The following is a 22836-nucleotide window of genomic DNA, read 5'->3' on the forward strand; positions in this document are numbered from 1 at the left end:
ATTTAATAAGACCTCTTATCCACTTGTTCATTCTGTAGGAATCCAAAACAAAAACTTAGTTATTTTAAAATATCCTATTATTCATGAATATCTCTATAAAAATCATCGTTTTTACACCTTTTCCAATATCATAAAATCAAAAATAAGACAGAATAATGTATTTTTTTCTAAAAAACTCTTGCGTGTATTTTAATTTTTATTACTTTTAATGTCACAAAATAGTGAACTATTACAATTAGAAAGTTCACTAAAAACTAACCACCAAAATATAAAAACTATGAAAAAATTTCTGCTATCCATGATGGTATTTGTGACCGTGATGTCATTCAATGCCTGCTCAGATTCAAGCGCCAACCAGGATCCGAATCTTGTAGCAAAAGAGTCTAACGAAACTGCTATGAAAGATTTCGGCAAAACCGTCCCGGTAGGGATCGAGAAAGAAGATGGAAAATTTAAAATCTCATTTATGGTTACTGCCCAGCCTTATGAAATTAAGGACAGTAAAGAAAATGCAGCTTATATTTCCATGATCAAAACGGCTGTTGAGAACGAATCACCTATTCATGTTTTCCTGAAGGCCAATACTAACGAAATTGCAAAAGTAGACAAAGCAACAGATGATGACATCCGTTACTTCAAATCTGTCTTCACAAAAGAAGTAAAAGAAGAAAACAGGAAAGCAGTAAGTGTTATTCCTAACGTGGCCACTTTAAACAGCCTGTTTGCCCAAATCAAAAATCAGGCTTGCGGAACTTCTACAGCATCTTCACCATGTATCACATTCAGATATCCTGTTGATGGCTGCTATGCAAGAGCTCACAAAATGAGACAAATATTACTGAATGCGGGTTACGACTGTGAAAAACAATTCGTATATGGTAATCTGAGAGCTTCTACAGGAACTTGCTGTGTATCTTGGGTATATCACGTAGCAATATTGGTAAGCTTTAAGAATGCTTCAGGAGTTGTTGAGAAAAGAATCATAGATCCATCATTATTCTCAAGCGGACCTGTAACTGATACTGCATGGAGAGCTGCATGTACCAATACCAGCTGTGGATCTGCTTCTGTATCTTCTTTCGCCAATACTGCGGGTAATGTTTACTACAGAAGTCCATCAGGATCTTTACTGTATGATAACAATTATGTAAATACCAACTGTGTATTGAATATATTCTCATCCCTATCAGGATGTTCACCTTCTCCTGCACCTAGTGTTGCTAGCTGTGGATTTTAACTAATTTATAGAGCTCCTGTATTTATTGTAATATATTGCAGGAGCTTTTTCACTTAATACTTTTCATTATGAAACCCTGGTCCTATCTATTATTACTTTTTATTATGATCACATCTTGTTCCGGTAACTCCAGTTCACAGAATTTAACCTGGTATAACAATTCCACTATAACCAATATTACCGAAGATCCGGACAAACCAAACGAGGTTGTACGTGTTTCTATCGGCATAAGTGCTCAGGTTTTTTATCTTTCAAAAAAATCAACTGACTACAAAACTCTTCTGGAAAAAGCGACCCAAAGCTTTAAGAAAAGTAAAACATATGATATAGGCATTGAAAATAAAACCAATATCATCAAAGAGATTAAGGAGGTCAAATAATCTTTGATCCTCCCCAAACTTTAAATGATCCGGCATTATCTGATCACAGAAATCCCGGCATCTACTTTTATCTCAGCTCCATGAATATAGGATGCTTCTTCTGAAGCAAGGAAAAGAACCACACTGGCTATTTCAGATGGCTCACCCTGCCTTTTAAAAGGGATTGTAGGGATGATACCTTCAATGGCACTTTCGATCTGCTCACCGGTTAAACCTGTATTATTAAAAATATTGGTTTTAATATGTCCGGGACTCACTCCATTCACGCGGATACCACGTTCTGTAAGCTCTACCGCAAAGGTTTTAATCAATGACTGCACCGCAGATTTAGCTGCAGAATACACTGAAAAATTATGCATTGCAATATCTGTTGCCACTGAAGTATTGAAAATAACGGAACTTCCTCTTTTCATCAATGGCAGCATCTGCTGAACAGTGAAAAAGGGTCCTTTTACCAACACATTGAAAAGTTCATCAAACTGGTTTTCATCCACATATTCTACGGGTACAAATTTTCCGTATCCTGCATTGGCAAAGACCAGATCAATATGTTCCGTATATTTTCTGACTTCCTGCTGCAGCTTGAGCAGGTCCTTCATATTTCCGGCATTGGATACAATTCCAGAAGCCTTCTCCCCTAGCTTTCCCAAAGCCAGATTCACAGTTTCTTCACTTCTTCCTGTGATAATCACTGATCCTCCCTCTTCAATGAACTTTTGAGCGGTTGCCAAACCCATTCCATTGGTTCCTCCCGTAATTAAAGCGGTTTTGTTTTTAAATCTCTGCATTGTTTTTAGTTTAAAATTCTATGACAAAGATTGGAATAGCAGTGCTTTTAAAAAATCCGAATCGTGTGAGTTTTATATATGCTATTCTTTTATTTTGTTTAAATTCATCAGAGAAGGGGTACAAAAAGATGCAATACCTATTAAAAAAATAATGAAACCCAATATGACGAAAACAGAACCAATACCAATTAAGTCTGCAATGAAACCCGTACACACAAGCCCCAGCATAGTGGGTAATACTTCAATACTAAAGTACATTGAAAATACACGCCCCAACATCCCCGAATGTACTTCTTCCTGCACTATCGCAGTAAATCCGGAGCTGTAAAATGACGCTGCAACTCCTCCTAATCCTGTTAATGCAACAAAAAACAGAAAACTTTCCGATGACAATAAGCCTGACCACAAGAATGCAAGCCCGATTAAAATATGTGAGACATTCACAATAATTACTTTATGAACTGCAGGTTTCCAAATGCCGAGTATCCCGCCGCCAATCAATGCTCCAATTCCCCAGGTACTTTCTATCACACTCATTTCAAACTTTCCTCCATGAAAATTCTCAATCGTCATCAAAGGAAATAATACTGAGATAGGCATAATGCAAAACCCTGCGATAATAGAATAAAGAAAAAGAAAGCTGAGTCCTTTATTTCTAACAACTACCTGGGACCCGCTTTTCATATCTTGCCATACCATCTGTATATTAGATTTAACTTTCTTTTCCGCTCGTGGTGAAGGAATTGATATAAAAAATAGGGAAACGATCGCCAATATAGCCCCTCCAATATCCAGCAACAATACATTTCCAATAGACAGCATTCCTATAGCCAAAGCTCCCAGCGCCGGGCCCGCAATATTGGATACTGATTTTATAATCTGGCTTATCCCCGCAATACGAAGCAATTCCTCCTTAGGAACCAATAACGGTATAGCAGCCTGCATTGCCGGCATATGGAATGCTGACCCTGCAGAACGCAATCCAAGTATGATATAGATCAATTCAATATTTTCGTACCCTAAATAGAAACTAATGGACATTACCAATGTACAAACAGCCACAAATCCATCGGCAAACATCATTGTTTTTTTCCGATCCCATCTGTCTACATATACGCCTGCAAAAGGACCGATGATAGCCTGAGGAAGTAAACCCGCAATGGCAGCAAAGACTAAAATTTCAGCAGAACCCGTCTTTAAACTCAACCATATAATAATTGCAAAGCCAACTGCTGAACTGCTTATCAGAGAAAAAAACTGCCCCATCCATAGAAGACTGATTCTTTTTTTCCATTGATTATTGATCATATATACTGTATTTATCTGCAAAGATATAAACAAAAATAATAAAACAACAAAAAAGTTGTTTTATTGAATTCACACTGCGTGAAATAAAATTTTTCAAAATTAAATTGCACACAATTTAAATTATCGTATATTTGCATAGTTATTTTACTTCAAAAAATTAAAATTGAAGTTCAGCAAACACCAAGTAGTTTAATTAAAAACAAAAGAGAAATGTCATTAATAGAAAATCTAAACTGGAGACACGCTGTAAAAGCTTATGATCCCAACAAAAAAATTTCACAGGAAGACTTACATACTATTTTAGAATCAGCAAGGCTGGCTCCTACTTCATCAGGTTTACAACCATTCAGAATTATCGTAGTAGAAAACCAGGAGCTGAAAGATAAAATGGTAGCCGGAGCTTTGAACCCTGAAGTGATGAGAGATTCTTCTCACGTTTTGGTTTTTGCAGCGTGGGACAGCTATTCTAATGAAAAAATTGACAAAGTTTACGATTATCATACTGACGTAAGAGATCTTCCAAGAGGACGTTTCGGAAGCTATACCGATAAAATCAAAGAAATGTACAGCGCCCAGTCTGCAGAAGAGCATTTTGCACACACTGCCCGCCAGACGTATATTGCTTTGGGTATTGCTCTTGCACAGGCTGCAGAGCTTAAAATCGACAGTACTCCGGCAGAAGGTTTCAGCAACGCTGTAGTGGATGAAGTATTGGGATTAAAAGAATTAGGACTAAAAAGTGTAAGTCTTTTATACCTTGGATACCGTGACGAAGCTAATGACTGGCTATCTTCTATGAAAAAAGTCAGAATTCCAATGGATGAATTTATCATAAAAAAGTAATACCTTCATCGAATCTTTCGTACTCAAACTTATGGAAAATCCGAAAACACCCAAATTAGAAAACCAGATCTGCTTCCCGTTGTATGTAATTGCCAAAGAGATTACAGGGCTTTATCGTCCTTTTCTTGATGAGCTCGATATTACGTATCCGCAGTACCTTGTAATGATGATATTATGGGATGGTGACGGCCTTACGGTATCTCATATTGGAGAAAGGCTATTTCTGGATAGTGGTACTTTAACTCCTCTTCTCAAAAGACTGGAAACAAAAGGATTCATCACCAGAAAACGTAAAAAAGAAGACGAAAGAGTGGTTGAAGTATTTTTAGATGAAGCTGGCAAAAAACTTCGTGAAAGGGCTTGTGAAATTCCTGGAAAAATCCAGAAAAAAATTGATATACAGCCTGAAGAGCTTTTACAGCTTAAAGAAACAGTTTTAAAAATCTTAAACAAAATAGAAAAATAAATGAAAACATTATATACAACCCAAGTTACTGCTCAAGGTGGCAGAAACGGACATGTGAAAAGTGAAAACGGAATATTGGATCTTGAGGTAAGAATGCCTAAAGGTCTTGGAGGAGCAAATGATGATTTTGCCAATCCTGAAATGCTTTTTGCAGCCGGATATTCTGCATGCTTCGATAGTGCCCTGAACAGAGTAATCAGTCTTTCTAAAGTAAAGACGGGAGAAACTACAGTAACCGCACAGGTAAGCATTGGCCAACTTGAAAATGGTGGTTTTGGACTGGCTGCAGAGCTTGATGTGAACATCCCTGGGGTTTCTATTGAAGAGGCACAGGAGTTGACAGAAAAGGCGCACCAGATCTGTCCTTATTCTAATGCTACCAGAAATAATATAGAAGTAAAGTTATCAGTAACTAACAACGACTAATCCAATTTTTTTAAGCATAGTTATAACGAAAGGAGCTGTTTCTATGGAAACAGCTCCTTTTTATTTTTGAAGCAGCTGATAAATAAAGAGATATGAATTTTATATATTTGTACTGTGCAGATTTGTCAAAAGCTATAAAAGAATAATAAAAGTCCTACCTCCTCGTCAAAGCTTATATGAGAAATCGGCAGGTTATTCACAACAGCCCATCTATTTAATTGTTTAACAAAGGAAGGAATCCAATATATAATATATAAATGATGAGAACACTACCAACAGTGACAGTTTATTTAGGACTTATTTTGGCTTCTTACAACCAGTCTTATGCACAAAAAAACCAAGGAAATAATCCTTTACAACAGATTAGTGATTCTAAAATAGCTGAGCATATTACCCGACTTATAGATGCTAAAACCTGGAATTTGCTATTTCCCAACAGGACTAATATACAGGGAAAAGACAGCAGCCACAAGGACTTTTATTCTTATCGGGCATTTATAAAAGCGACAGCCCACTTCCCCTTTTTTCTGAATGAAGGAACACAGGAAGATCAGAAAAGAGAGCTCGCTGCATTTTTGGCCAATATTGCTCAGGAAACGAGCGGTGGCTGGGATAATGCTCCAGGAGGTTATTATAAATGGGGGCTTTATTTTATCGAAGAAAATAATAAGGGGAATGAGAATAATTATTCTGATGCTTCTAAGGTTAACTACCCTCCGGTAGCAGGACAAACTTATTATGGTCGTGGTCCTAAACAGCTCAGCTGGAATTACAACTACGGACAATTTAGTGAAGCCTGGTTTGGTGATAAAAATATACTTTTAAAAAGTCCCGGACTTCTAGCCAACAACAATGTTTTATCTTTTGCTTCTGCCATCTGGTTCTGGATGACACCTCAACTACCTAAACCTTCTTGCCATGATGTGATGACCGGAAAATGGCAGCCCACTGAAAAGGATAAAGAAAGTGGAAGAACCGCTGGTTTTGGCACTACTGTAAATATCATTAATGGCGGTATGGAATGCGGACAATCTAACACACAACCCAAAACAGAATACCGTTATGAATACTACCGCTACTTTTGTAAATATTTTGGAGTGAATCCCGGAAAAAACATCACCTGCAGTACTCAAAAACCATTTGGTAATTAACACCATACCGTGGCTTTTTATTTAACTTATCTTTTTTCTAGAAACTTATTATAGTATTATCTGAAAATCTATCTCCTGTTCACATCGCTTTTCTGATAGGCATCTACCTTTTTGTAAGAGTCGTTTTTCTCTTTTTCCTTTTTATCGGAAATCAGGATTCCGGAAAGGTGGTCGATCTCATGCTGGAAAATAACGGCTGTAAAACCTTCCACTATTTCTGAATATTTCTGTCCCTTCAAATCCACATATTCCAGCTGGATCACTTTACTTCTATAGAACTGATCTCTGAACTCAGGAATAGATAAATCTCCTTCAGGACCAAGGTTCTGCAAATCAGAACGCCAGACAATTACCGGATTGATAAAATATTCCAATGGAGTTCCTTCTTTGTCAAAACGCTGCACCCAAATAATTTTTCTATTGATTCCTACCTGAGGGGCTGCAATTCCTACTCCACCATCTGTTGAAAGAAGAGATTCTTTCATTCTTTTGACCAAAACAGCGGTATTGGGGTCAAGAGGATCTGCTTCCGAAGAAATACTCAGCAATGTTTTGTGCTGATTGCTATCTGTCGTCTGATAGATTGGCAGCGCAGTATTTGCATCTCCCTGATTAATAATTGAAAGCTCATTAGAAGTGAGCTTTTGAGCATTCATCAAGCCTATAAAAAGGATCAGCAGGATGGGTAATTTCTTCATGTTTTTTGAATGTAGTACAAAGGTAAATATTGTAGAATAAAAATGATTATGTATCCGTGAATTTTAAGTTTTGGCTAAAGCCTTTGGAGTTTTATTATAAAAAATGAACGGGCTTTAGCCCGTTCTTATTGAATATCGATAATTCAAATTATTTGAGTCATCACAAAAATCTGCTCAATCAGCATCATTTGCAAGAATATAATTAAAAAGTTTTTGTCATATCTCCCGGAATAATCAGATTAAAATCTGTTGGGATATAATCTTTGGCGGGTACTTTCAAGTCAGAACCGTCTGATTCGAAAACTGAGATTACGGCCATTTTCAGGTTAGGATTTTTCTGTTTGATATACCAGTAAATTCCCCCAAATTCTTTGCTGTGGTAGTTTCCATTGTAATGAATGAACATTTTTCCTGCCTGATAGTTTTTCAGGATAGATTCAGCCATCGTGGCATCTTTTGTTGCCTGGGCTGAAATAAAATTCATCACTTTTGTTCCTTCAGCATGGTCGCCCATCATTTTTTTCATCTCCTGATATCCTGGAGTGTCTAAAGTAACTTTGATAGGCAGCTGAGCAATGTATGTTTTCTCTTTTTCGCTTAATTTATTTAAAGATTCAAGACCTTCTTTAGCAGTTTGAGATGCATATCTTCTTGGGATATTGGTTGCAATAAAGTTCAGTTTTTTATCTTTAGCAAAATCTACCAAAGGTTTGTAATCTGTTGCATAATTGTTCCATAAACGGGCAGAGTCTTTCAATGTTTTAGCATCAAACTTTCCGTTCAAATATTGGTCCAGCTGAGCCTGGTTGTCTCTTTCAAACATTTCTGCTCCCAGAATAAGCTGTCCGTTCTTTTTTGCAAAGAGAGCTTCTGTTATTTTAAGCTGAAGCCAGTGGTTGATAGAACTGTTATGATTTTCACCAAAAAAAACCACATCATAATCTGCCAGTTCTTTCACCAGCTTATCCGTCTTTACCTCCTTTCCTTTTTTATCATAAAATTGATACGCTTTAAAGTCCTGTGCCTTTAATGAGCAGAAACCTGCCAGCAGTATCGCGATGAAAATATTTTTCATTTTATTTTATATTTAAACACAAATTACACAAATATTTGGCTTTCTCTGTATAATAATAGCGAATTCGTTCATTTACAAATCTGCATTTTCACTTTCTTTATCCACTATCCGCCAAAATCTGAAATAAAAAAAGACCGCTTTGAATTTTACAAACAAAACGGTCTCATTCAAATTATCTAATTATTACTTTTCTAATGATGCTACAAGATCCTTCCATTCCTGAAGCTCAGGAATTCCAGGTTTTCTTTTTCCGAAGAACTGAACGATAAAGTCTCCTTCATTATTGAATACTTCGATCGCTGTTACTTCTCCGTCTTCTGTTGGTTTTTTTACGATCCAAGCTTCTGCAATTTTCGTTACATCCAGGTGTAGGTTGAAATCCGGGTCCATTACGTTGAACCACTGCTGATGCCAAAGTGTTTTCTTTACATTTCCTGTATGGATCTGGATAATTCCTCTGTTTCCTACGAAAACCATGATTGGAGTATTCTTTTCAGAAGCATCTTCAAGGATGTTGACCACTTTAGCATTATCAATTTTCTTAGCAAATCCTTCCGGTGCCAATCTTAATGCCTGTGTTCTACTCACGCCATATTTTCTGGTCATCATGAAGAAATCATGCGTATCTTTTAATTCTGTCCATGCTTTTTTGAAACCTTCCACATCAATTTCTGAATCTGCTTTTTCAGCCTGTTTTGGAGCTACTGCTTCAAAAGTAAGTGCCTGATTCTGATCTTCTGCTTTGAATTTTTCTACAATGGCATCGAAAGCTGCTTCATTACTATCTTTAGTCAAATAAATCTTATGAAGTGCCAAACCGTCTTTTCCGAAAAACTGAAGGCTTTTTTTATCTCCTTCCGCTACTGCAAAAGCAAATTTCCAGTGGTTAAGGAAAATTCTAAGATCAATATCTTCACCTACAAAAAGCTGTGCATGAGGACTGCTGAAATCTCCATTCAGATACGTTCCTTTTCTTTCATGAACACATTCTTCATTACGGGTAAGGGCCATTACTTTTCCTAACTTTTCAGCTTCAGTAAGGATTCCCGGGAAATCTGGGTTCAGGGAAGTTACTCCTTCTCCAATGCTTGTTGCCAATAATTCTGCTTCACTTACTTCTAATTGTGCTGCTGCATTTCTTATTCTTATATGTGGATTTTCTGCTTTCAGAGCCTCCCATTTTTCCTTTAAATCATTAACTAATGTGCTCATTATTTTACTTTTTTATGGTTAAAATTGTATAAATTCTTTGTATTGTTTCGTTTCCTGTTTTACTTTTTATTTCTTCTTCTTTTTCAGAAGTTTTCATTCTTTGAAAATGGCTTTTGGAAATCAGTTCTTCCATTTCACTGTTGCTGTACAAGGTGAAATCAAATTCTGTAAAGGGTAGTTTTTCCATGAAATCCCTCTGCCCGAATGTAAGAACGAAGGTTCCGTCATCTTTCAGAACTCTGTAGATCTCATTTAAGAATTCCACTGGGTTTTCCCAAAAATACACAGTATTCACTGTAAATATTTTATCAAAAACCCTATCCTGAAAAGGAAGTTTTTTTCCTTCATACAATACGAATTCTGCCTGATTTCTGAATTCTTTATTCAGTCTTTTGGCTTCATTATGCATGGTTTCAGAAATATCAATTCCTGTATATTTCAGGTTTTTTGCGAGACTCATGATGCTTTTCACATGTCCGGCATTTCCGTGTCCTATTTCAAGAATTTGCTGATCGTCATCTATCACAAGTGTTCTGATACTTTCTAACGTCATGCTGATGTTAGTGGCATTCATCATTTCACCGATCTCAATGCCTTTTTCCCCTTCTGGGTTGGCGAGATTCTGTGCGAGGATTTTGAGTTCTTCTTTTTCCATGGTTATCCAAAAATGATCATTGGGTTATTCGTAATAGGGTGGTCGCAGATGGTACAGGGAAAGTTATAGGCATTGCTGATATTCTCTGCTGTAAAAACTTCCTGTGGGGTTCCATAGGCGGAAACCTGCCCTGATTTCATTAATAAAATCTTATCTGCAAATTGTGCAGCAAGGTTCAGATCATGCAAAACAACAATAGCACTGTTGGCCTTTTTGGTAAAGTTTTTTATAATTTCCAACGCCTTATACTGATGTCTTATATCCAAATTATTCAAAGGTTCATCCAGAAAAACCAGCTTATGAGCAATCTCATTTTCAAGCTGCGCCATTACTCTTGAAAGATGTACACGTTGCTTTTCTCCTCCTGAAAGGGTGTTGTATTCTCTTTCTTTAAGATGAAAAATATCTGTTTCGTACATCATATTGTTCATGGCTTCAAGATCTTCTTTTCCGGGTTGGGCATCAAAATACGGATATCTTCCCATCATAATCACATCTTTTACCTCAAGTGGAATATCATTGCTGTTATGCTGTGAGAACTTTGCTTTGTGTTTTGAAAGTTCTTTTATATTCCATTCTCTAATGGGCTTATCTTTAAACAAGACTTTGTTATTACCGGATTTCACCTCATCTGCCAAAACGCTCAGAAGGCTTGACTTCCCAGCTCCGTTAGGACCTACAATGGCCAAAAATTCACCATATTCCAAAGAGACATCTACCCCATCCAGAATACGGAATTCTTTATGTTTATAATTTATCTGGTGTGCCTTGATCATTACAATGATTTTTTAAATTTTACCAAAATAGCGATAAAAATAGGACCTCCCATTAAGGCTGTCAAGATTCCGATCGGCAGTTCTGACGGTGCTACAATACTTCTGCTGAAGGTATCTGCTGTCAGTAACAAAATGCTTCCGCACATTGCTGATAATGGCAATATAAAAGCATAATTGGATTTGAATAAAAGTCTTAAAATATAAGGTACAATAAGACCTACAAAGCCAATTGTTCCTGAAAATGCCACACAGCTTCCCACCATTAAAGCTACAATAATAATAATCTGCTTTTTCAGTGTTTCCACATTGATTCCCAGGTGTTGTGCATCTTTTTCTCCCAGCATCATCGCATTCAATGCTTTTCCTTTAGGCATTAAAATAATGAAAGCAATGATCATAACAATGGCCAGAATGATATTCTTCGTCCATGTCGCCGCTGCCAGACTTCCTAAATTCCAGAAAGTAAGATCCCTAAGCTGCTCATCTTTTGAGATATAGATCAAAAACCCGGTGATTGAAAAGCCAATCGCGGTTATTGCCACTCCGGTAAGCAGCATCATAACTACGTTTGTCTTTCCTCCGTTTGTTGAAATTTTATACACCAGCATCATTGATAAAAAAGAACCTATAAAAGCCGAGATTCCCACCAGTGAAAACTGTACTGCTTCAGGAAGATATTCTTTAAAATGCCCTCCTAAAACAATTGCAATTGCTGCCAGCAGGGTTGCTCCTGATGTAAGTCCTATTAAATCTCCCGTCGCCAAAGGATTCTTGAAAAGCCCCTGAAGGCTTGTTCCTGAAACCGACAACATACTTCCTACTAAGATGGCCATAATAATTCTGGCTGCTCTTACGTCCCAAATCACATATTTATCACTGAGTGATAAACCGGAATCTCCTTTTATAAATTGCCACAGTGCCATGAATGGAGATTTTTCTCCAAAATCATAAACTCCTGTATTAAGTGACAGTACTGCTATAATGGCAAGCAGTACCGCACTTATAATAAGATAAAAGTATAGTTTACTTTGTGCTTTCAATTAAAAGTTTGTTTAATCCTACTGCTGCTTCTCCTACTCTCGGTCCAAAACCTGAAACTAAACCTCCATCCATTGCGATGATTTTCTTATTCTTACCTGCGTTGGTTTGAGATACGCCCGGCATTTTTAGCGCTCCTTCATTTCCTCCTGCTCCCTGCAGACCAGTTTCGAAGAAGAACAATACATCAGGATTAGCTTTTACAACCGCTTCAGGGGTCAATGGTTTGAAATCTTCAAAATCGGTAACAGCATTTTCTCCACCTGCAAGGGTGATCAATGAAGCCATTGGTGTGTTCTTACCGCTAACCATTAACATATTTCCTCTTGCGTAGATGAACAATACTTTTGGTTTTTTAGCAATGGGCTGTACCTGTTTCAAGTCAGCATCAATTTTATCATTTAATTTCTGGTAATCTGTATTTCCGATCGCTTTTGCAACTTGTTCTATGAGTTTTTTAGTTCCTTCAACTGTGTATTCCTGTTTGAAAACCTCAGTTTTGATTCCGGAAGATTTGATTTTCCCCATCAATTCAGGGTTGATATCTTTATCTGAAGCTAAAATTAATGTTGGAGAAACAGCCATGATTGGCTCAATGGTCATTGATCTCATGTGCCCCAAATCTTTTGCTGTAGCCTTTAAGCTTGCAGGATAAGTACTGGTAACATCTGTTGCAACGATTTCCTTTTCGTGGCCTAGAGCACTTACGATTTCAGTAATTCCGCCGTTTAATGTTACAATTTTATTGTTGGTTTTTGGTGCTTCAGAAGTAGCTTCTGTTGTATTTTCTTTTGCGGCTCCTTCTGCTTTTTTGCAAGAATATACTGCTACAAGAACAGACGCTGCAAGGATGAATTTTTTCATGATATACTATTATTTGATTATTTATAAAGGTTCGAATTCAAAATTTGAATTACCACGGTTTCCGTTATCGTCTTTCATTTTATTGAATCTCAGCTTAAAGTAGAAACCTTCAGCATCTTTCAATACAAAGAAACGATCTGAATAAACGAAAGGAACCGGATTGGCCGCGTTACCAGTAGTTGTTCTCCACTTATCTCCGATCGCTCTGTGATCATTAAATATAAATTTGGCAGGTTCAACATCTTTCAGCTTAAATGCAGTATAAGCCTGATCCAGACTTCCGGTTACAGTTACCTGATAAGCACCTACCCCGTTCTCGGTATTGGTCGTTACAAAATCTGCATAGAAGTAGCTTCCCGCACTGGTAGTAGGCCCCATGAATACTTCATTGGTAAACGTAGTAAATACTAAGTCCCATTTTTTCTTCTTCGGCTGAATCTTTACAGGAGTTCCCGTTTTCAGGTTGAAGAATGAAAAGCTATATTCTGTATCTTTTGTAATGATGTATTCTTTAATATCTGTCCCGGTAGCATTCACATCAGCATAACGGATTTTGTATCCGCTTGGAGCTTTTAGAATCTGTACTTTTTTCCACCCTCTGGAATCACCTGATAACGAAACAGATCCGGCTCCTATATTGGTGGAAGAAGGTATTTCTCTACCTAAATTGATCAAATACACAGGATTTTCAGCATCATTTTCTTTGATAGCGGCAATTCCGGAAGTTTGAGTTAAGAAATTTCCATTGGGATTGTCAACATATTGCATGTTTGCAGCATCAAAAGTTCCTACCTGAGCAATATCCTTCAAACCGGATACATCAGATTCTTTTACCTTGCTGATATCTGTAGCATTGGGAATTTTAATAACCGTCATCGCAATAGAACCGTTCATAATCACACGAAACTCATCTCCTGTATAAAAACCAAGATCCCAATCTGTTCTTTTATTAGTCGCCGGGTTGGTATAATCACTTAAGTCAATCCATACCTGATTAGGTTCTGTAGGACCTCCAACTTTAACGTTGACTTCTGATCCCGTCATAGGGGCAACGGCTACCGGATCTTCGTCTGCAGAAAGACAAGACTGTGTAGCTACCATGACAGAAAGAAGGGAAAATATTTTTAAATACTTCATAACAGTAACTTATTATTTAAAATTGAAACATTAATCGGGCAAAATAACTTCTGCCATAGTATAAATTAACTACTCCATTGGCTGCATTGTGAGCAGAACCAGCAATAGCAGTTGAGTTCAGACGCGTGACGTCAAATATATTTTTTATCCCGGCAGAAATTTCAAAATGTTTATTCCAAAAAGGCTGGCTTACAATGAAGTCCATCATATGAAATGCATCCGTTTTTCCCAGACGGAAGCCGCTGGCTCCATCAGACACATAAATTCTGTCCGGGCCGGTGTATTTATAGTAAAGGGAAAAGTTGGTATCGGTGTTTTTCAGTTTGTAGGTTGCCGAAGCTCCTGCCTGTATAAGATACTGAAAATCTGTAGGAGAAGTGGACTTAAGTTCATTCATGGATACTGAAGTTCCGTTTAGAGATCCTCTTAATGACAGGGCAAACTGGTCTTTTCTGAAATCTACATTGGCTGAGAATAAGAAATTCTTATACGTATTGAGGTTCATATACTTATAAGTAGAAGGTTCTTTTACCATCACCATTTCAATTCTGTCACGGACATCTAGATACAAAGCATCCAGGCCGTAAGCAATTTTCCATCCATTATCAACCATAAAATTCTGGTTCCAGAAAAGTCCCGCAGAAAATCCTTTTTCAGGATTCAGATCCGGATTTCCCTGTACATCATGATTAAGATTCACGAAATAAGTATACAGCTCATCATATTTAGGAAAACGGTTGGCAGATCCCAAAACGGCTCTCAGGTTTGAATTTTCTGACGTTTTATATCTTGCAGACAAAGAATAGTTATACTGATTATTAAAGTTTTCACTCAATGAAAGCCTTACTCCAGGTCTTAAGGAGAATTTATCTGAAACATTCCATTCTGCAGAGAGGAAATTGGAATAGGTAAATATTTTTCTTTTGACCGCTTCTCCAAAGAAATCTCCTGCAATTAGTGCCGCATAACCATTGGTATAATCTAATTCATATCCCAACTGGAAATCAAAGACTTTACTGTCCAGGAAATTGCTGAACATTCCTCTTGAGTAGATAACATCTGTTTTATAATAAGATTTTTCTTCCTGCTGGTTCTTTACAACTCTGTTCGGAATATCGTAATTGTAGTCGAAATATTTTCTATCCTGATTCTGATAGGAGAAATCTCCCATATATCGAATATGTCCCAAATTGGTTTGAATATTGAACTGGTGAACCCAGCGGTCGGTATTGTACTTTCTGTCCCTACTTTCATAAGAGACTCCGCCCATACCATCATTAAGTGGATTTCTGCTTACTTCAGGGTTATAGAAATTGAATTTCTCGTTAAGGTAAGACAGTTTATAGAAAAATGTCGTTTTATTTTTTGTATATCTTAATAATGCAGAAGCATCGTACTGGTCTTTCGGATTCCATTCGTAACCTCTCTGCCCATCCTGTCCGAAATATTTGTATCCTTTGCTTTCCCCTGTATATCCCATAAACTGGTTATGGTTGAAATTGATACTTGCAAACCACTCATTATCGATGTTATAATCTACATTCAGGTTCTGAATATGGCGGCCATTTCCCCTTTTCTTAATATCGTACTGATCTCTTACTGTTTCTTCCTGAAGAGAACCTCTTACACTGATTTTCTTTGTGCTGGTTTTCTTTGTAATGATGTTGATCACCCCTGCTACAGCTCCGTTTCCGTATTCAACGCCCATACTTCCCTTTACAATTTCGATTCTCTCGATATTACTCAATGTAATCTTTGTAAGGTCTATATTACTTCCCAGCCCTGTGTCTCCTACTACCGGAATATTATCAATCAGAATTTTTACATAATCGCCGTCAAGTCCCATAATATTGGCCGTGGAATTTCCGGAACGGGTATCGGGTTTAATCTGTATATTAAGACTTTGATTTAACACTTCAGCAACATTTGTTGCGGCCATATTTTTGATCTGCTCGGCATCAATAACATCAACCTTATAGATAGATTTGTTGACAGACTGTTGCATATACTGTCCTGTAATAACAACTTCATCAATTTTCTTTTGATTAAGAGAATCCTTTTCTTGTGCATTCATCCACAAAGCCATGGATAATGATAGAACGGAAAGCACTTTCTTCTTCATAAGGGTACAAATTTTCGACAAATATAAAACTTTATTTAGACTCATTAAAAATAAATGTATATTTTTGTGGAATAATTCTAAATAAAAATAAAGTCATGAGATTAAAATTACTTTTAGGGACTCTGATGCTTACTGCCTTCACAGCCAATGCTCAGGTGTCAACTCTTAATGAAAATTTTAACAATTTCACACTTGGAAATACTACTTTCCCACAGTTTGGATGGTCTGCCATTGTTGCTCCTATCACGGGTGAGTTTCCTCCTGTACCTCCAAGAATGCTTGTAGCAGGAGATCCTAACAGAGCCGTTCAGTCATATGCAGGTAATAATGCAACAGGAACATCTTACCTGATCACTCCACAAATTGAAGTACCTACAGGAAATAAAACATTAACTTTTGATACAACACTGGTTGTTCAGTCTCCCGGCACCGGAACGATCCAGGTAGGGGTAGCTTCCAATCCAACAGATATGTCAACATTTGTTGCTGTTGGAAGTCCTATTAGTGTACTTACTATTGGTACGATTCAGAATATAAGTGTAAATATTCCTGCTTCTACAGGATCTTATATTGTATTCAAATTTACACCAACAGCTTCTCACACGGCGATTCAAATAGACAATGTTGTGTATAATACTACTGCTTCTTTAGGAGTATCTGATCACAATAAAGCAACAGAAAACTTTAGATTTGCATTAAATGCTGATCAGACTGCCTTGGAATTTATCGTAAAAAAAGATCCTAAGAACATCCAAATCTATTCTGCTGCAGGTAATAAAGTAGCGGAAGGAAAGCTAAACGGACAAAGATTCGACATCAATACCCTTCAGACAGGAGTTTATTATATGAATATTGAAACTGCGGAAGGAAAATTGATCCAGTCAAAATTCATCAAAAAATAAGGTTTATTAGACTATTATTTACCTTTATAAAGCCGGCAGGACTAGTCCTGCCGGCTTTTCTATGCTCTTACATTTCTTATATGCTCTCTTTATTCAAATAAAAACACGATAAAAATCATGTTTTTATTTAGAATGATTAAAAATAATTATATACTTTTGTGGAATCATTCTAAATAAGGATTTAAAAAATAAGTTATGAAAACAAAACTATTATTGGCTTCAGTATTGGCATTGTCTGTTCAGCAGACTGTTTTGGCACAGACTGATGCATTGGGATACTCACAGGTAAATATGACAATGGGAGGCGGATATCAAAACCGAGTGTTTGTGAATCTGGCAGATGGTAATATGGTTTCTCAACCTGCCAATACATGGGATGTGGCTTTTTATAGAAATTCAAACTATGCTTTCGGATCAAGAGTAAATGATGCAAAAGATATTCTGGTATACACTGCTTCAACCAACTTAGCAGACTGGGATAATATCAACATCAGCAATGAAGCTTCGTGGGGTGCCCCTCTTTATAACCCGGATCAGACTACTGATTGGAGCCAGGGGGCTTTTGAACAGGGACCTGTAACAGGAGCCAACCCCAATATACCTTCTACAGGATGGGGAGTGTATAACCCAATCAATCACCATATTGAAGGAAAAGCTATTTTTGTATTAAAATATGCTTCAGGGGTATACATTAAATTTGCTATCGAAGATGCCTTTTCAGGGTATACTTTCAGATATTCAAAATGGAACGGTACTTCATGGGGTGCCACAGAAACAAGAACAATCGCTAATGGAACGGATGATTCTTACTTCAACTATTTCTCTTTTGATACCGGGGCTAAAGTTCCCAATTTAGAACCTTCCAAAACTGCATGGGATTTTGTATTCACCAAATATTATACTTTCTATATGGGCGTGCAGATGTATCCGCTTTCTGGAGCAATCCAAAGTCCTAATGTTAAAGTAGCAATGGTACAGCCTGAAACCCAGCAAACAGCGGCCTATACAATCCCTGCAAGTGCAAGCTTTGCATCCGCAATCACTACTGTCGGTCACTCATGGAAAGGAATCGGGACAGTAAAAAATGATGTTGTATACTATGTTAAAAAAGGAAGCGATTATTACAGAATGTACTTCACAACAAACGGTGGAGCGACTACCGGAGATATGCATTTCAAATACAAAAAAATAACGGAGACTTTAGGAATTACTGAAGTAGGGAAAAAAGCATCTTTCGGGATCTATCCTAACCCAACTACAGCTGACAAAAAAGTAACTGTTCTTTTTGATGTTAAAGAAAAAGCAGGTAATAAAGGAAGTGTAGAGGTATATGACCTTACCGGAAAAAAAGTATACTCTGCGGAACTTAGCAACCAGGCAGGATTCTACAAACAGGATTTGAATCTTTCTACGCTTACATCAGGAAATTACCTTGTAAAAATTACTTACGGCGGCCAATCGGAGACGAAAAAGCTGATCGTAAAATAAGATATTTTTATTTTAATACTTTCTATTTTTTCTAATAAAAGGGCGGTTTCAATAGTATGAAACCGCCCTTTATTTTTTAATAATTAAAGACTAAAAAATAAAAAGACTTTGGAGTTACCCATACAACAAATAGCTATGCAGCACTCGTAAATCTTTCAATTACATTAATATATTTTAAATCCTTTATACACTTCTGCTGCGCTTTCCAACATTTTGGAAGCATCTTTACGGAAATCTAAAAGGTGGTCCTCACCGTTATGTCTGTTGTGGTGTTCAACGCTTTCCCAAAGCTCGATCAGGAAGAAAGTTCCTTTATTATCTTTATCCTCAATAAGGTCATACTGCAGACAGCCTTCTTCTTTTCTTGTTTCTTTCACAAGCTTCTGAAACAGCTCTACGGCATCCATCAGATAATTTTCATTAAACTTAAAAAGTGCAATGATATGTAAATTCATGTTCTAATATTTAGTGATGTAAAAGTAAAATATTTTCAAAACCGAATATCTTTTTAAGGCTTTTATTTTTCCACACCATGCATAATTTTTAATTTAAAACTGATTTATAAATAGTTATAGAGCTCATTACAATCACCAGCGTTCCTATAATCACAAACATTTTCTTTACAGGAAGTTTAGCCGTAAGCATTGCAGAAAAAGGAGCGGTAATAATTCCACCTATTAAAAGACCAAGAATAATGTTCCAGTGCTGGATTCCCAGAGTAAAGAAAAAGGTAACAGCAGCTGTGATGGTAAGGATGAATTTGGCTATGGTAGAACTTCCTACAGCAAATCTAGGAGTAAAAGCATTTTTAATCAAGGTTCCGGTTACCAAAGGTCCCCATCCGCCACCGGCAAAAGAATCTATAAATCCTCCTATCACTCCCAGCCTTGTCAGATTGGTTTTCCTTTTCAATGCCTTACTTTGTTTTTCTTTAAAAGCATTCGAAAGAATCTGAATCCCGAGGTATAAAGTATAAAAAGCAATCAATGTTTTGGTGATCTTTGCATAATATTCTCCAAGGTAAGTGAGACTTACTGCCCCAATAATAGCCCCAATAACAGCTGGAATAGCCAGTTTCTTCACCAAGCTCTTACTGACATTTTTCAACCTGATATGGCTGATACTTCCCGCAGCTGTCGTAAAGCTTTCTGCAGAATGAATACTTGCACTCACAATATGCGGCGGAATATTCAGAAGCAGAAGGGTGGTTGTACAGATGACTCCGTATCCCATGCCCATTGACCCTGCCACGATTTCTGCAAAAACTCCTACCAGAAGCATCCAGTAAAAAATATAATTATCTTTTGCTAAAATGTTCAGGAGCTCATCCAGATATCCCAGTTCATACATTGAAAAAACTGAAATGAATATAACGGCAGCTGTCACAAAAAGGACATTAAGCCTTACTTGAATTTTTCTTGAAATCACCATATCACAGAATCTTTTTCTTCATTAACAAGCGCTTCAACTATAAAAACAGCTGACTGCGTATCTTTCTCCGAACTGTAAATGGTTTTCTTTCCGTATAAAGTGGATGCAACAGCTGAATTTGCTGTTATTATAGAATCTGTAAACTTTTGTATTTGGTTTGCTTCTTCTTTTGAAATCATAATTTATTCATTTGAAGTCATGCAAATATCTGATAAAAATATTTATCCTACAAAATAAGTAGACTATTAATTCAAAAAAAAAGGATCAGGTCAGTCGACCAGATCCATTAAAGTTTTACTTTCCAGAATATTCAGTGAAGCATCCCGAACCTCTATCAAAACATCGTGAAGCCCGCAGTGATCTTCATTACAGTCTTCACACTTTTCATAGAAATTCAGACTTACACAAGGAAGCATGGCAATAGGCCCGTTTACAAGACGAATAATTTTTGCCAGTTTCACATTTTCAGGATTTTCTTTTAAAAAATATCCACCACCCTTTCCTTTTTTACTGTCAAGAATGTCTGCCTTTTTCAATTCAAGCAGAATATTTTCCAAAAACTTTAAAGGAATTCTTTTGTGTTCCGCAATTTCAGAAATAAGAATTGGACCTTCATTTCTTTTTTCTACAAGATATGAAAGTGCCTTAAACGCATATTGAGATTTTTTTGAAAGCATTACAGCAAAAGTAAGAAAATTGTTTAATATTTGAAAAAAGGTGGAAGAATGAAATTCTAAAAGAGTAAAAGTGGAAATTTGTGCATCCGTAATTTTACGGTTTCAATACCACATTTTTGCCTTTCTCCTATTAAATCATTATGTTTGCCATATGTTCAGTAAACAAGAGGCACAGCAATTAAAAAAGGAATTTTGGACCGCTTTTGGAAGATCATTTCCCAGAAAATGGATTCTTTATGATACCAAAATCAAGGACATGGCATTTAAATTTTCTGCCGACAATAAAAAAGCAGAGGTTTCTCTTGATATCGAAATGAAAGACGAAATCTTCAGAAACGCTTACTATGAAAAGATCTGGTCACTGGAAGATATTTTAAAAGATTTTGTCGGAGATTTTCAGAAAGATGAACACTTCATCCTTGAAAACGGCAAGATTATCAGCAGAATATGGATAGAAAAACACAATGTTTCTATTTTTAATAAAAATACCTGGCAAGAAATTTTTGAATTTTTTATCGACAAAATGGACGGTTTTGAGAGGTTTTACTACGAATATGAGGATTTTATAAAGGATATATAATATACCTACGAAATAAATACTATTTTACGCTTCAAGCTAAGATAAAAAAGAAAACTTATCTTTGCGACCACCACTTAAACTAATAGATGAAACTAACTAACATGATTAAAAATGAAAAAAGTGTACAAAAACATTTTTGGAGAGATTATTTCCAAAAATAATGCTGTGAAGCTAAACGAATATCATCTGTATTATTATGAGGAAGGTTCCGATTTCCTGAAAGAAATTGAATTTATCAACGAAGACAGTGTTTACAATATCAATTACTTTCTAAGTAGCGATGAAGACGAGGCACAGGTAGTAGATTATCTCAAAGAAAAGTCAGACTTTTTTGATATTGAAAAAAAAGAAACTACTGACGGATTTATTATTTCCACCAATAAATTATATTCCTTATCCGTCGACGATCTGCCTTTAATTTCTAAAACGGCTTTCAAAACAGATGATCCTGAAAACTTTATCTGTTCCCAGGTTATTGATAATGAAACTCATCAACCCCAACTTGAAAGAACCATAAAATGCTGGTATACCACTGACGAAAATGGTGAAAAATATGCAGCTATAGAATGCAGCTATCAGGAAGACGGTAAACTGGAGCTGGCTGTAAAAAAGACCTCTGATCCCGATGATGATGAAAGCTGGGCCCATTATGATTATGATACTTTCCAGGATCTTCAGGCACAGATTTCTACTGACATCAGCTATTACAAAACAGCAGCTTTGCTCCCAACAGAAGCCTATCAACAATAATTTATATTATTTTTATACCAACAACATCAAAACTAGTAAACTAGTACATGAAATAAATATCATTTTTTTTTTAGGAATAGCCTCACTTCCAACCTGTTCGGTTTATCTAATATCTTTAGATAGATCCAGATGGATTGGCTATGTAGAGATTCCTTTATAAGATCTCAGTGACAGGCTTTTTACTATCACTCAGAGAAATCATTGTAGAAAAAATTACATCTGTATTGAGTGGATAAAATACAATCAAAAGCTGTAAAACAACTCCACTGAAAAAATAAAATAAAGAAACCTTCGGGTTTCTTTTTTGTTATAGACCTGCTCTGTTTTTGGACTAATACAGCATAAAGGAAAAGTCTTAACAAATCTTGTAAAATATGTAGACAATGAAGAACTAAAACCTATGATTTTAGAAGCTGTTAATTTTCTTGATAGTGCTTATATAGATAAATGGACAGCATATAATGATTTACATAAACATTTTAATCATTCGATTCTTAATCATGGAAAGAAAATGTAAATGGTGATACAAATTGTATTAAAATTTTTTTTTGAGAGGGTAATTTAAAAAGAAAAATAATTGGTGTTTATAGAGTTATTTCAAAAAAGCATTTAAAAGCCTATGTTAATGAATTTGTATTCATACATAATTCAAGAAAGATGAGTCCAAATGAAAGATTCATGCACTTTATTACAAATATTAAAGCCTGTACTTTGACTTATAATAAATTAACGGTGGAATTAAAAGGACTTCTATTATAAATTTAACATAATAAAATATCTCTCTTTGATTTGATTTATATTTATACATTTGATATTCAATCTTAAAAACACA

General features: G+C 36.3%; 26 protein-coding genes and 1 pseudogene. 12 read left to right on the forward strand and 15 right to left on the reverse strand.

The genetic code is table 11. The annotated features are described in order from the left end of the window. Window positions 1-277 precede the first annotated feature (277 nt). Window positions 278-1237 carry a protein-glutamine glutaminase gene (locus AC07UM_RS03885; RefSeq protein ID WP_494682396.1) on the forward strand — a complete coding sequence of 320 codons (960 nt, stop codon included), beginning with the start codon at window positions 278-280 and terminating at the stop codon, window positions 1235-1237. A gap of 68 nt (window positions 1238-1305) precedes the next feature. Further along, the gene (locus tag AC07UM_RS03890) at window positions 1306-1617 is read left to right on the forward strand and encodes a hypothetical protein (protein WP_494682395.1); all 312 of its coding nucleotides are present in this window, start codon (window positions 1306-1308) and stop codon (window positions 1615-1617) included. Between the two features lie 35 nt (window positions 1618-1652). Here the strand turns inward: AC07UM_RS03890 and AC07UM_RS03895 are convergent, their stop codons facing one another. Both AC07UM_RS03895 and AC07UM_RS03900 read right to left on the reverse strand, forming a co-directional pair. Beyond that, window positions 1653-2405 carry an SDR family oxidoreductase gene (locus tag AC07UM_RS03895; protein WP_494682394.1) on the reverse strand — a complete coding sequence of 251 codons (753 nt, stop codon included), beginning with the start codon at window positions 2403-2405 and terminating at the stop codon, window positions 1653-1655. A gap of 81 nt (window positions 2406-2486) precedes the next feature. Beyond that, window positions 2487-3713 (reverse strand): MFS transporter, encoded by a 1227-nt coding sequence (locus AC07UM_RS03900; RefSeq protein ID WP_494682393.1) that lies wholly within the window; start codon window positions 3711-3713, stop codon window positions 2487-2489. 210 nt (window positions 3714-3923) lie between these two features. Between AC07UM_RS03900 and AC07UM_RS03905 the strand changes: the two genes are divergently transcribed. From AC07UM_RS03905 to AC07UM_RS03920, 4 genes are all read left to right on the forward strand, one after another. Further along, entirely contained in the window at window positions 3924-4556 is a 633-nt protein-coding gene (locus AC07UM_RS03905) for an NAD(P)H-dependent oxidoreductase (protein ID WP_494682392.1), read from the forward strand. Window positions 4557-4587: 31 nt separating this feature from the next. Beyond that, window positions 4588-5022: a MarR family winged helix-turn-helix transcriptional regulator gene (locus tag AC07UM_RS03910; RefSeq protein ID WP_494682391.1), complete on the forward strand. Its 435-nt coding sequence runs from the start codon at window positions 4588-4590 to the stop codon at window positions 5020-5022. Then, window positions 5023-5448, forward strand: coding sequence for an organic hydroperoxide resistance protein (locus AC07UM_RS03915; protein ID WP_494682390.1), 426 nt, complete (start codon window positions 5023-5025; stop codon window positions 5446-5448). Window positions 5449-5705: 257 nt separating this feature from the next. Beyond that, entirely contained in the window at window positions 5706-6599 is an 894-nt protein-coding gene (locus AC07UM_RS03920) for a chitinase (RefSeq protein ID WP_494682389.1), read from the forward strand. Window positions 6600-6667: 68 nt separating this feature from the next. On the opposite strand, the gene AC07UM_RS03925 is transcribed toward AC07UM_RS03920, so the two are convergent. The 9 genes from AC07UM_RS03925 to AC07UM_RS03965 form a co-directional block, all read right to left on the reverse strand. Next, window positions 6668-7297 (reverse strand): peptide deformylase, encoded by a 630-nt coding sequence (locus AC07UM_RS03925; RefSeq protein WP_494682388.1) that lies wholly within the window; start codon window positions 7295-7297, stop codon window positions 6668-6670. A 202-nt stretch (window positions 7298-7499) separates the two neighbouring features. Beyond that, window positions 7500-8372, reverse strand: a complete 873-nt coding sequence (locus tag AC07UM_RS03930; RefSeq protein WP_494682387.1) for a ChaN family lipoprotein — start codon at window positions 8370-8372, stop codon at window positions 7500-7502. Window positions 8373-8555: 183 nt separating this feature from the next. After that, the gene (locus tag AC07UM_RS03935) at window positions 8556-9584 is read right to left on the reverse strand and encodes a hemin-degrading factor (RefSeq protein ID WP_109738119.1); all 1029 of its coding nucleotides are present in this window, start codon (window positions 9582-9584) and stop codon (window positions 8556-8558) included. Window positions 9585-9588: 4 nt separating this feature from the next. Next, on the reverse strand, window positions 9589-10239 hold the full coding sequence (locus AC07UM_RS03940; protein ID WP_494682386.1) for a class I SAM-dependent methyltransferase: 651 nt from the start codon (window positions 10237-10239) through the stop codon (window positions 9589-9591). 2 nt (window positions 10240-10241) lie between these two features. After that, on the reverse strand, window positions 10242-11015 hold the full coding sequence (locus tag AC07UM_RS03945) for a heme ABC transporter ATP-binding protein (RefSeq protein WP_494682385.1): 774 nt from the start codon (window positions 11013-11015) through the stop codon (window positions 10242-10244). Next, the gene (locus AC07UM_RS03950) at window positions 11015-12055 is read right to left on the reverse strand and encodes a FecCD family ABC transporter permease (protein ID WP_494682384.1); all 1041 of its coding nucleotides are present in this window, start codon (window positions 12053-12055) and stop codon (window positions 11015-11017) included. Before AC07UM_RS03950 ends, AC07UM_RS03945 begins: the two co-directional genes overlap by 1 nt. Then, window positions 12039-12917 (reverse strand): heme/hemin ABC transporter substrate-binding protein, encoded by an 879-nt coding sequence (locus AC07UM_RS03955; protein ID WP_494682383.1) that lies wholly within the window; start codon window positions 12915-12917, stop codon window positions 12039-12041. Before AC07UM_RS03955 ends, AC07UM_RS03950 begins: the two co-directional genes overlap by 17 nt. A gap of 21 nt (window positions 12918-12938) precedes the next feature. Further along, window positions 12939-14054 (reverse strand): HmuY family protein, encoded by a 1116-nt coding sequence (locus AC07UM_RS03960; protein WP_494682382.1) that lies wholly within the window; start codon window positions 14052-14054, stop codon window positions 12939-12941. A 16-nt stretch (window positions 14055-14070) separates the two neighbouring features. After that, window positions 14071-16176, reverse strand: a complete 2106-nt coding sequence (locus AC07UM_RS03965; protein ID WP_494682381.1) for a TonB-dependent receptor plug domain-containing protein — start codon at window positions 16174-16176, stop codon at window positions 14071-14073. Window positions 16177-16271: 95 nt separating this feature from the next. Between AC07UM_RS03965 and AC07UM_RS03970 the strand changes: the two genes are divergently transcribed. Beyond that, on the forward strand, window positions 16272-17078 hold the full coding sequence (locus AC07UM_RS03970; protein ID WP_494682380.1) for a choice-of-anchor J domain-containing protein: 807 nt from the start codon (window positions 16272-16274) through the stop codon (window positions 17076-17078). A 195-nt stretch (window positions 17079-17273) separates the two neighbouring features. Then, window positions 17274-18566: a T9SS type A sorting domain-containing protein gene (locus AC07UM_RS03975; protein ID WP_494682379.1), complete on the forward strand. Its 1293-nt coding sequence runs from the start codon at window positions 17274-17276 to the stop codon at window positions 18564-18566. A gap of 164 nt (window positions 18567-18730) precedes the next feature. Here the strand turns inward: AC07UM_RS03975 and AC07UM_RS03980 are convergent, their stop codons facing one another. The 4 genes from AC07UM_RS03980 to AC07UM_RS03995 form a co-directional block, all read right to left on the reverse strand. Further along, window positions 18731-19021 carry a putative quinol monooxygenase gene (locus AC07UM_RS03980; protein ID WP_494682378.1) on the reverse strand — a complete coding sequence of 97 codons (291 nt, stop codon included), beginning with the start codon at window positions 19019-19021 and terminating at the stop codon, window positions 18731-18733. 88 nt (window positions 19022-19109) lie between these two features. Continuing rightward, window positions 19110-19997, reverse strand: coding sequence for a sulfite exporter TauE/SafE family protein (locus AC07UM_RS03985; protein WP_494682377.1), 888 nt, complete (start codon window positions 19995-19997; stop codon window positions 19110-19112). Further along, a complete protein-coding gene (locus AC07UM_RS03990) occupies window positions 19991-20176 on the reverse strand; it encodes a hypothetical protein (protein WP_105703122.1) in 186 nt (61 codons plus the stop codon). Before AC07UM_RS03990 ends, AC07UM_RS03985 begins: the two co-directional genes overlap by 7 nt. Before the next feature lie 90 nt (window positions 20177-20266). Continuing rightward, a complete protein-coding gene (locus AC07UM_RS03995) occupies window positions 20267-20674 on the reverse strand; it encodes an RrF2 family transcriptional regulator (protein ID WP_103235005.1) in 408 nt (135 codons plus the stop codon). 151 nt (window positions 20675-20825) lie between these two features. On the opposite strand from AC07UM_RS03995, the gene AC07UM_RS04000 reads away from it, so the two are divergent. From AC07UM_RS04000 to AC07UM_RS04015, 4 genes and pseudogenes are all read left to right on the forward strand, one after another. Then, window positions 20826-21254, forward strand: coding sequence for a DUF4268 domain-containing protein (locus tag AC07UM_RS04000; RefSeq protein ID WP_109738115.1), 429 nt, complete (start codon window positions 20826-20828; stop codon window positions 21252-21254). Between the two features lie 111 nt (window positions 21255-21365). Continuing rightward, window positions 21366-22004: a hypothetical protein gene (locus AC07UM_RS04005; protein WP_494682376.1), complete on the forward strand. Its 639-nt coding sequence runs from the start codon at window positions 21366-21368 to the stop codon at window positions 22002-22004. A gap of 334 nt (window positions 22005-22338) precedes the next feature. Beyond that, window positions 22339-22521, forward strand: a complete 183-nt coding sequence (locus AC07UM_RS04010) for a hypothetical protein (RefSeq protein WP_494683056.1) — start codon at window positions 22339-22341, stop codon at window positions 22519-22521. Between the two features lie 50 nt (window positions 22522-22571). After that, window positions 22572-22763: pseudogene (locus AC07UM_RS04015) on the forward strand (hypothetical protein); the annotation flags it as partial. Window positions 22764-22836: the final 73 nt, after the last annotated feature.

The sequence above is a fragment of the Chryseobacterium sp. GW821-FHT04C04 genome (assembly GCF_059420365.1).

What these genes read in the sequence shown, in the direction of transcription:
- AC07UM_RS03885 (WP_494682396.1), top strand. Translation starts at nt 278, where the DNA reads ATGAAAAAATTTCTGCTATCCATGATGGTATTTGTGACCGTGATGTCA.
- AC07UM_RS03890 (WP_494682395.1), top strand. Translation starts at nt 1,306, where the DNA reads ATGAAACCCTGGTCCTATCTATTATTACTTTTTATTATGATCACATCT.
- AC07UM_RS03895 (WP_494682394.1), bottom strand. Translation starts at nt 2,405, where the DNA reads ATGCAGAGATTTAAAAACAAAACCGCTTTAATTACGGGAGGAACCAAT.
- AC07UM_RS03900 (WP_494682393.1), bottom strand. Translation starts at nt 3,713, where the DNA reads ATGATCAATAATCAATGGAAAAAAAGAATCAGTCTTCTATGGATGGGG.
- AC07UM_RS03905 (WP_494682392.1), top strand. Translation starts at nt 3,924, where the DNA reads ATGTCATTAATAGAAAATCTAAACTGGAGACACGCTGTAAAAGCTTAT.
- AC07UM_RS03910 (WP_494682391.1), top strand. Translation starts at nt 4,588, where the DNA reads ATGGAAAATCCGAAAACACCCAAATTAGAAAACCAGATCTGCTTCCCG.
- AC07UM_RS03915 (WP_494682390.1), top strand. Translation starts at nt 5,023, where the DNA reads ATGAAAACATTATATACAACCCAAGTTACTGCTCAAGGTGGCAGAAAC.
- AC07UM_RS03920 (WP_494682389.1), top strand. Translation starts at nt 5,706, where the DNA reads ATGATGAGAACACTACCAACAGTGACAGTTTATTTAGGACTTATTTTG.
- AC07UM_RS03925 (WP_494682388.1), bottom strand. Translation starts at nt 7,297, where the DNA reads ATGAAGAAATTACCCATCCTGCTGATCCTTTTTATAGGCTTGATGAAT.
- AC07UM_RS03930 (WP_494682387.1), bottom strand. Translation starts at nt 8,372, where the DNA reads ATGAAAAATATTTTCATCGCGATACTGCTGGCAGGTTTCTGCTCATTA.
- AC07UM_RS03935 (WP_109738119.1), bottom strand. Translation starts at nt 9,584, where the DNA reads ATGAGCACATTAGTTAATGATTTAAAGGAAAAATGGGAGGCTCTGAAA.
- AC07UM_RS03940 (WP_494682386.1), bottom strand. Translation starts at nt 10,239, where the DNA reads ATGGAAAAAGAAGAACTCAAAATCCTCGCACAGAATCTCGCCAACCCA.
- AC07UM_RS03945 (WP_494682385.1), bottom strand. Translation starts at nt 11,015, where the DNA reads ATGATCAAGGCACACCAGATAAATTATAAACATAAAGAATTCCGTATT.
- AC07UM_RS03955 (WP_494682383.1), bottom strand. Translation starts at nt 12,917, where the DNA reads ATGAAAAAATTCATCCTTGCAGCGTCTGTTCTTGTAGCAGTATATTCT.
- AC07UM_RS03960 (WP_494682382.1), bottom strand. Translation starts at nt 14,054, where the DNA reads ATGAAGTATTTAAAAATATTTTCCCTTCTTTCTGTCATGGTAGCTACA.
- AC07UM_RS03965 (WP_494682381.1), bottom strand. Translation starts at nt 16,176, where the DNA reads ATGAAGAAGAAAGTGCTTTCCGTTCTATCATTATCCATGGCTTTGTGG.
- AC07UM_RS03970 (WP_494682380.1), top strand. Translation starts at nt 16,272, where the DNA reads ATGAGATTAAAATTACTTTTAGGGACTCTGATGCTTACTGCCTTCACA.
- AC07UM_RS03975 (WP_494682379.1), top strand. Translation starts at nt 17,274, where the DNA reads ATGAAAACAAAACTATTATTGGCTTCAGTATTGGCATTGTCTGTTCAG.
- AC07UM_RS03980 (WP_494682378.1), bottom strand. Translation starts at nt 19,021, where the DNA reads ATGAATTTACATATCATTGCACTTTTTAAGTTTAATGAAAATTATCTG.
- AC07UM_RS03985 (WP_494682377.1), bottom strand. Translation starts at nt 19,997, where the DNA reads ATGGTGATTTCAAGAAAAATTCAAGTAAGGCTTAATGTCCTTTTTGTG.
- AC07UM_RS03990 (WP_105703122.1), bottom strand. Translation starts at nt 20,176, where the DNA reads ATGATTTCAAAAGAAGAAGCAAACCAAATACAAAAGTTTACAGATTCT.
- AC07UM_RS03995 (WP_103235005.1), bottom strand. Translation starts at nt 20,674, where the DNA reads ATGCTTTCAAAAAAATCTCAATATGCGTTTAAGGCACTTTCATATCTT.
- AC07UM_RS04000 (WP_109738115.1), top strand. Translation starts at nt 20,826, where the DNA reads ATGTTCAGTAAACAAGAGGCACAGCAATTAAAAAAGGAATTTTGGACC.
- AC07UM_RS04005 (WP_494682376.1), top strand. Translation starts at nt 21,366, where the DNA reads ATGAAAAAAGTGTACAAAAACATTTTTGGAGAGATTATTTCCAAAAAT.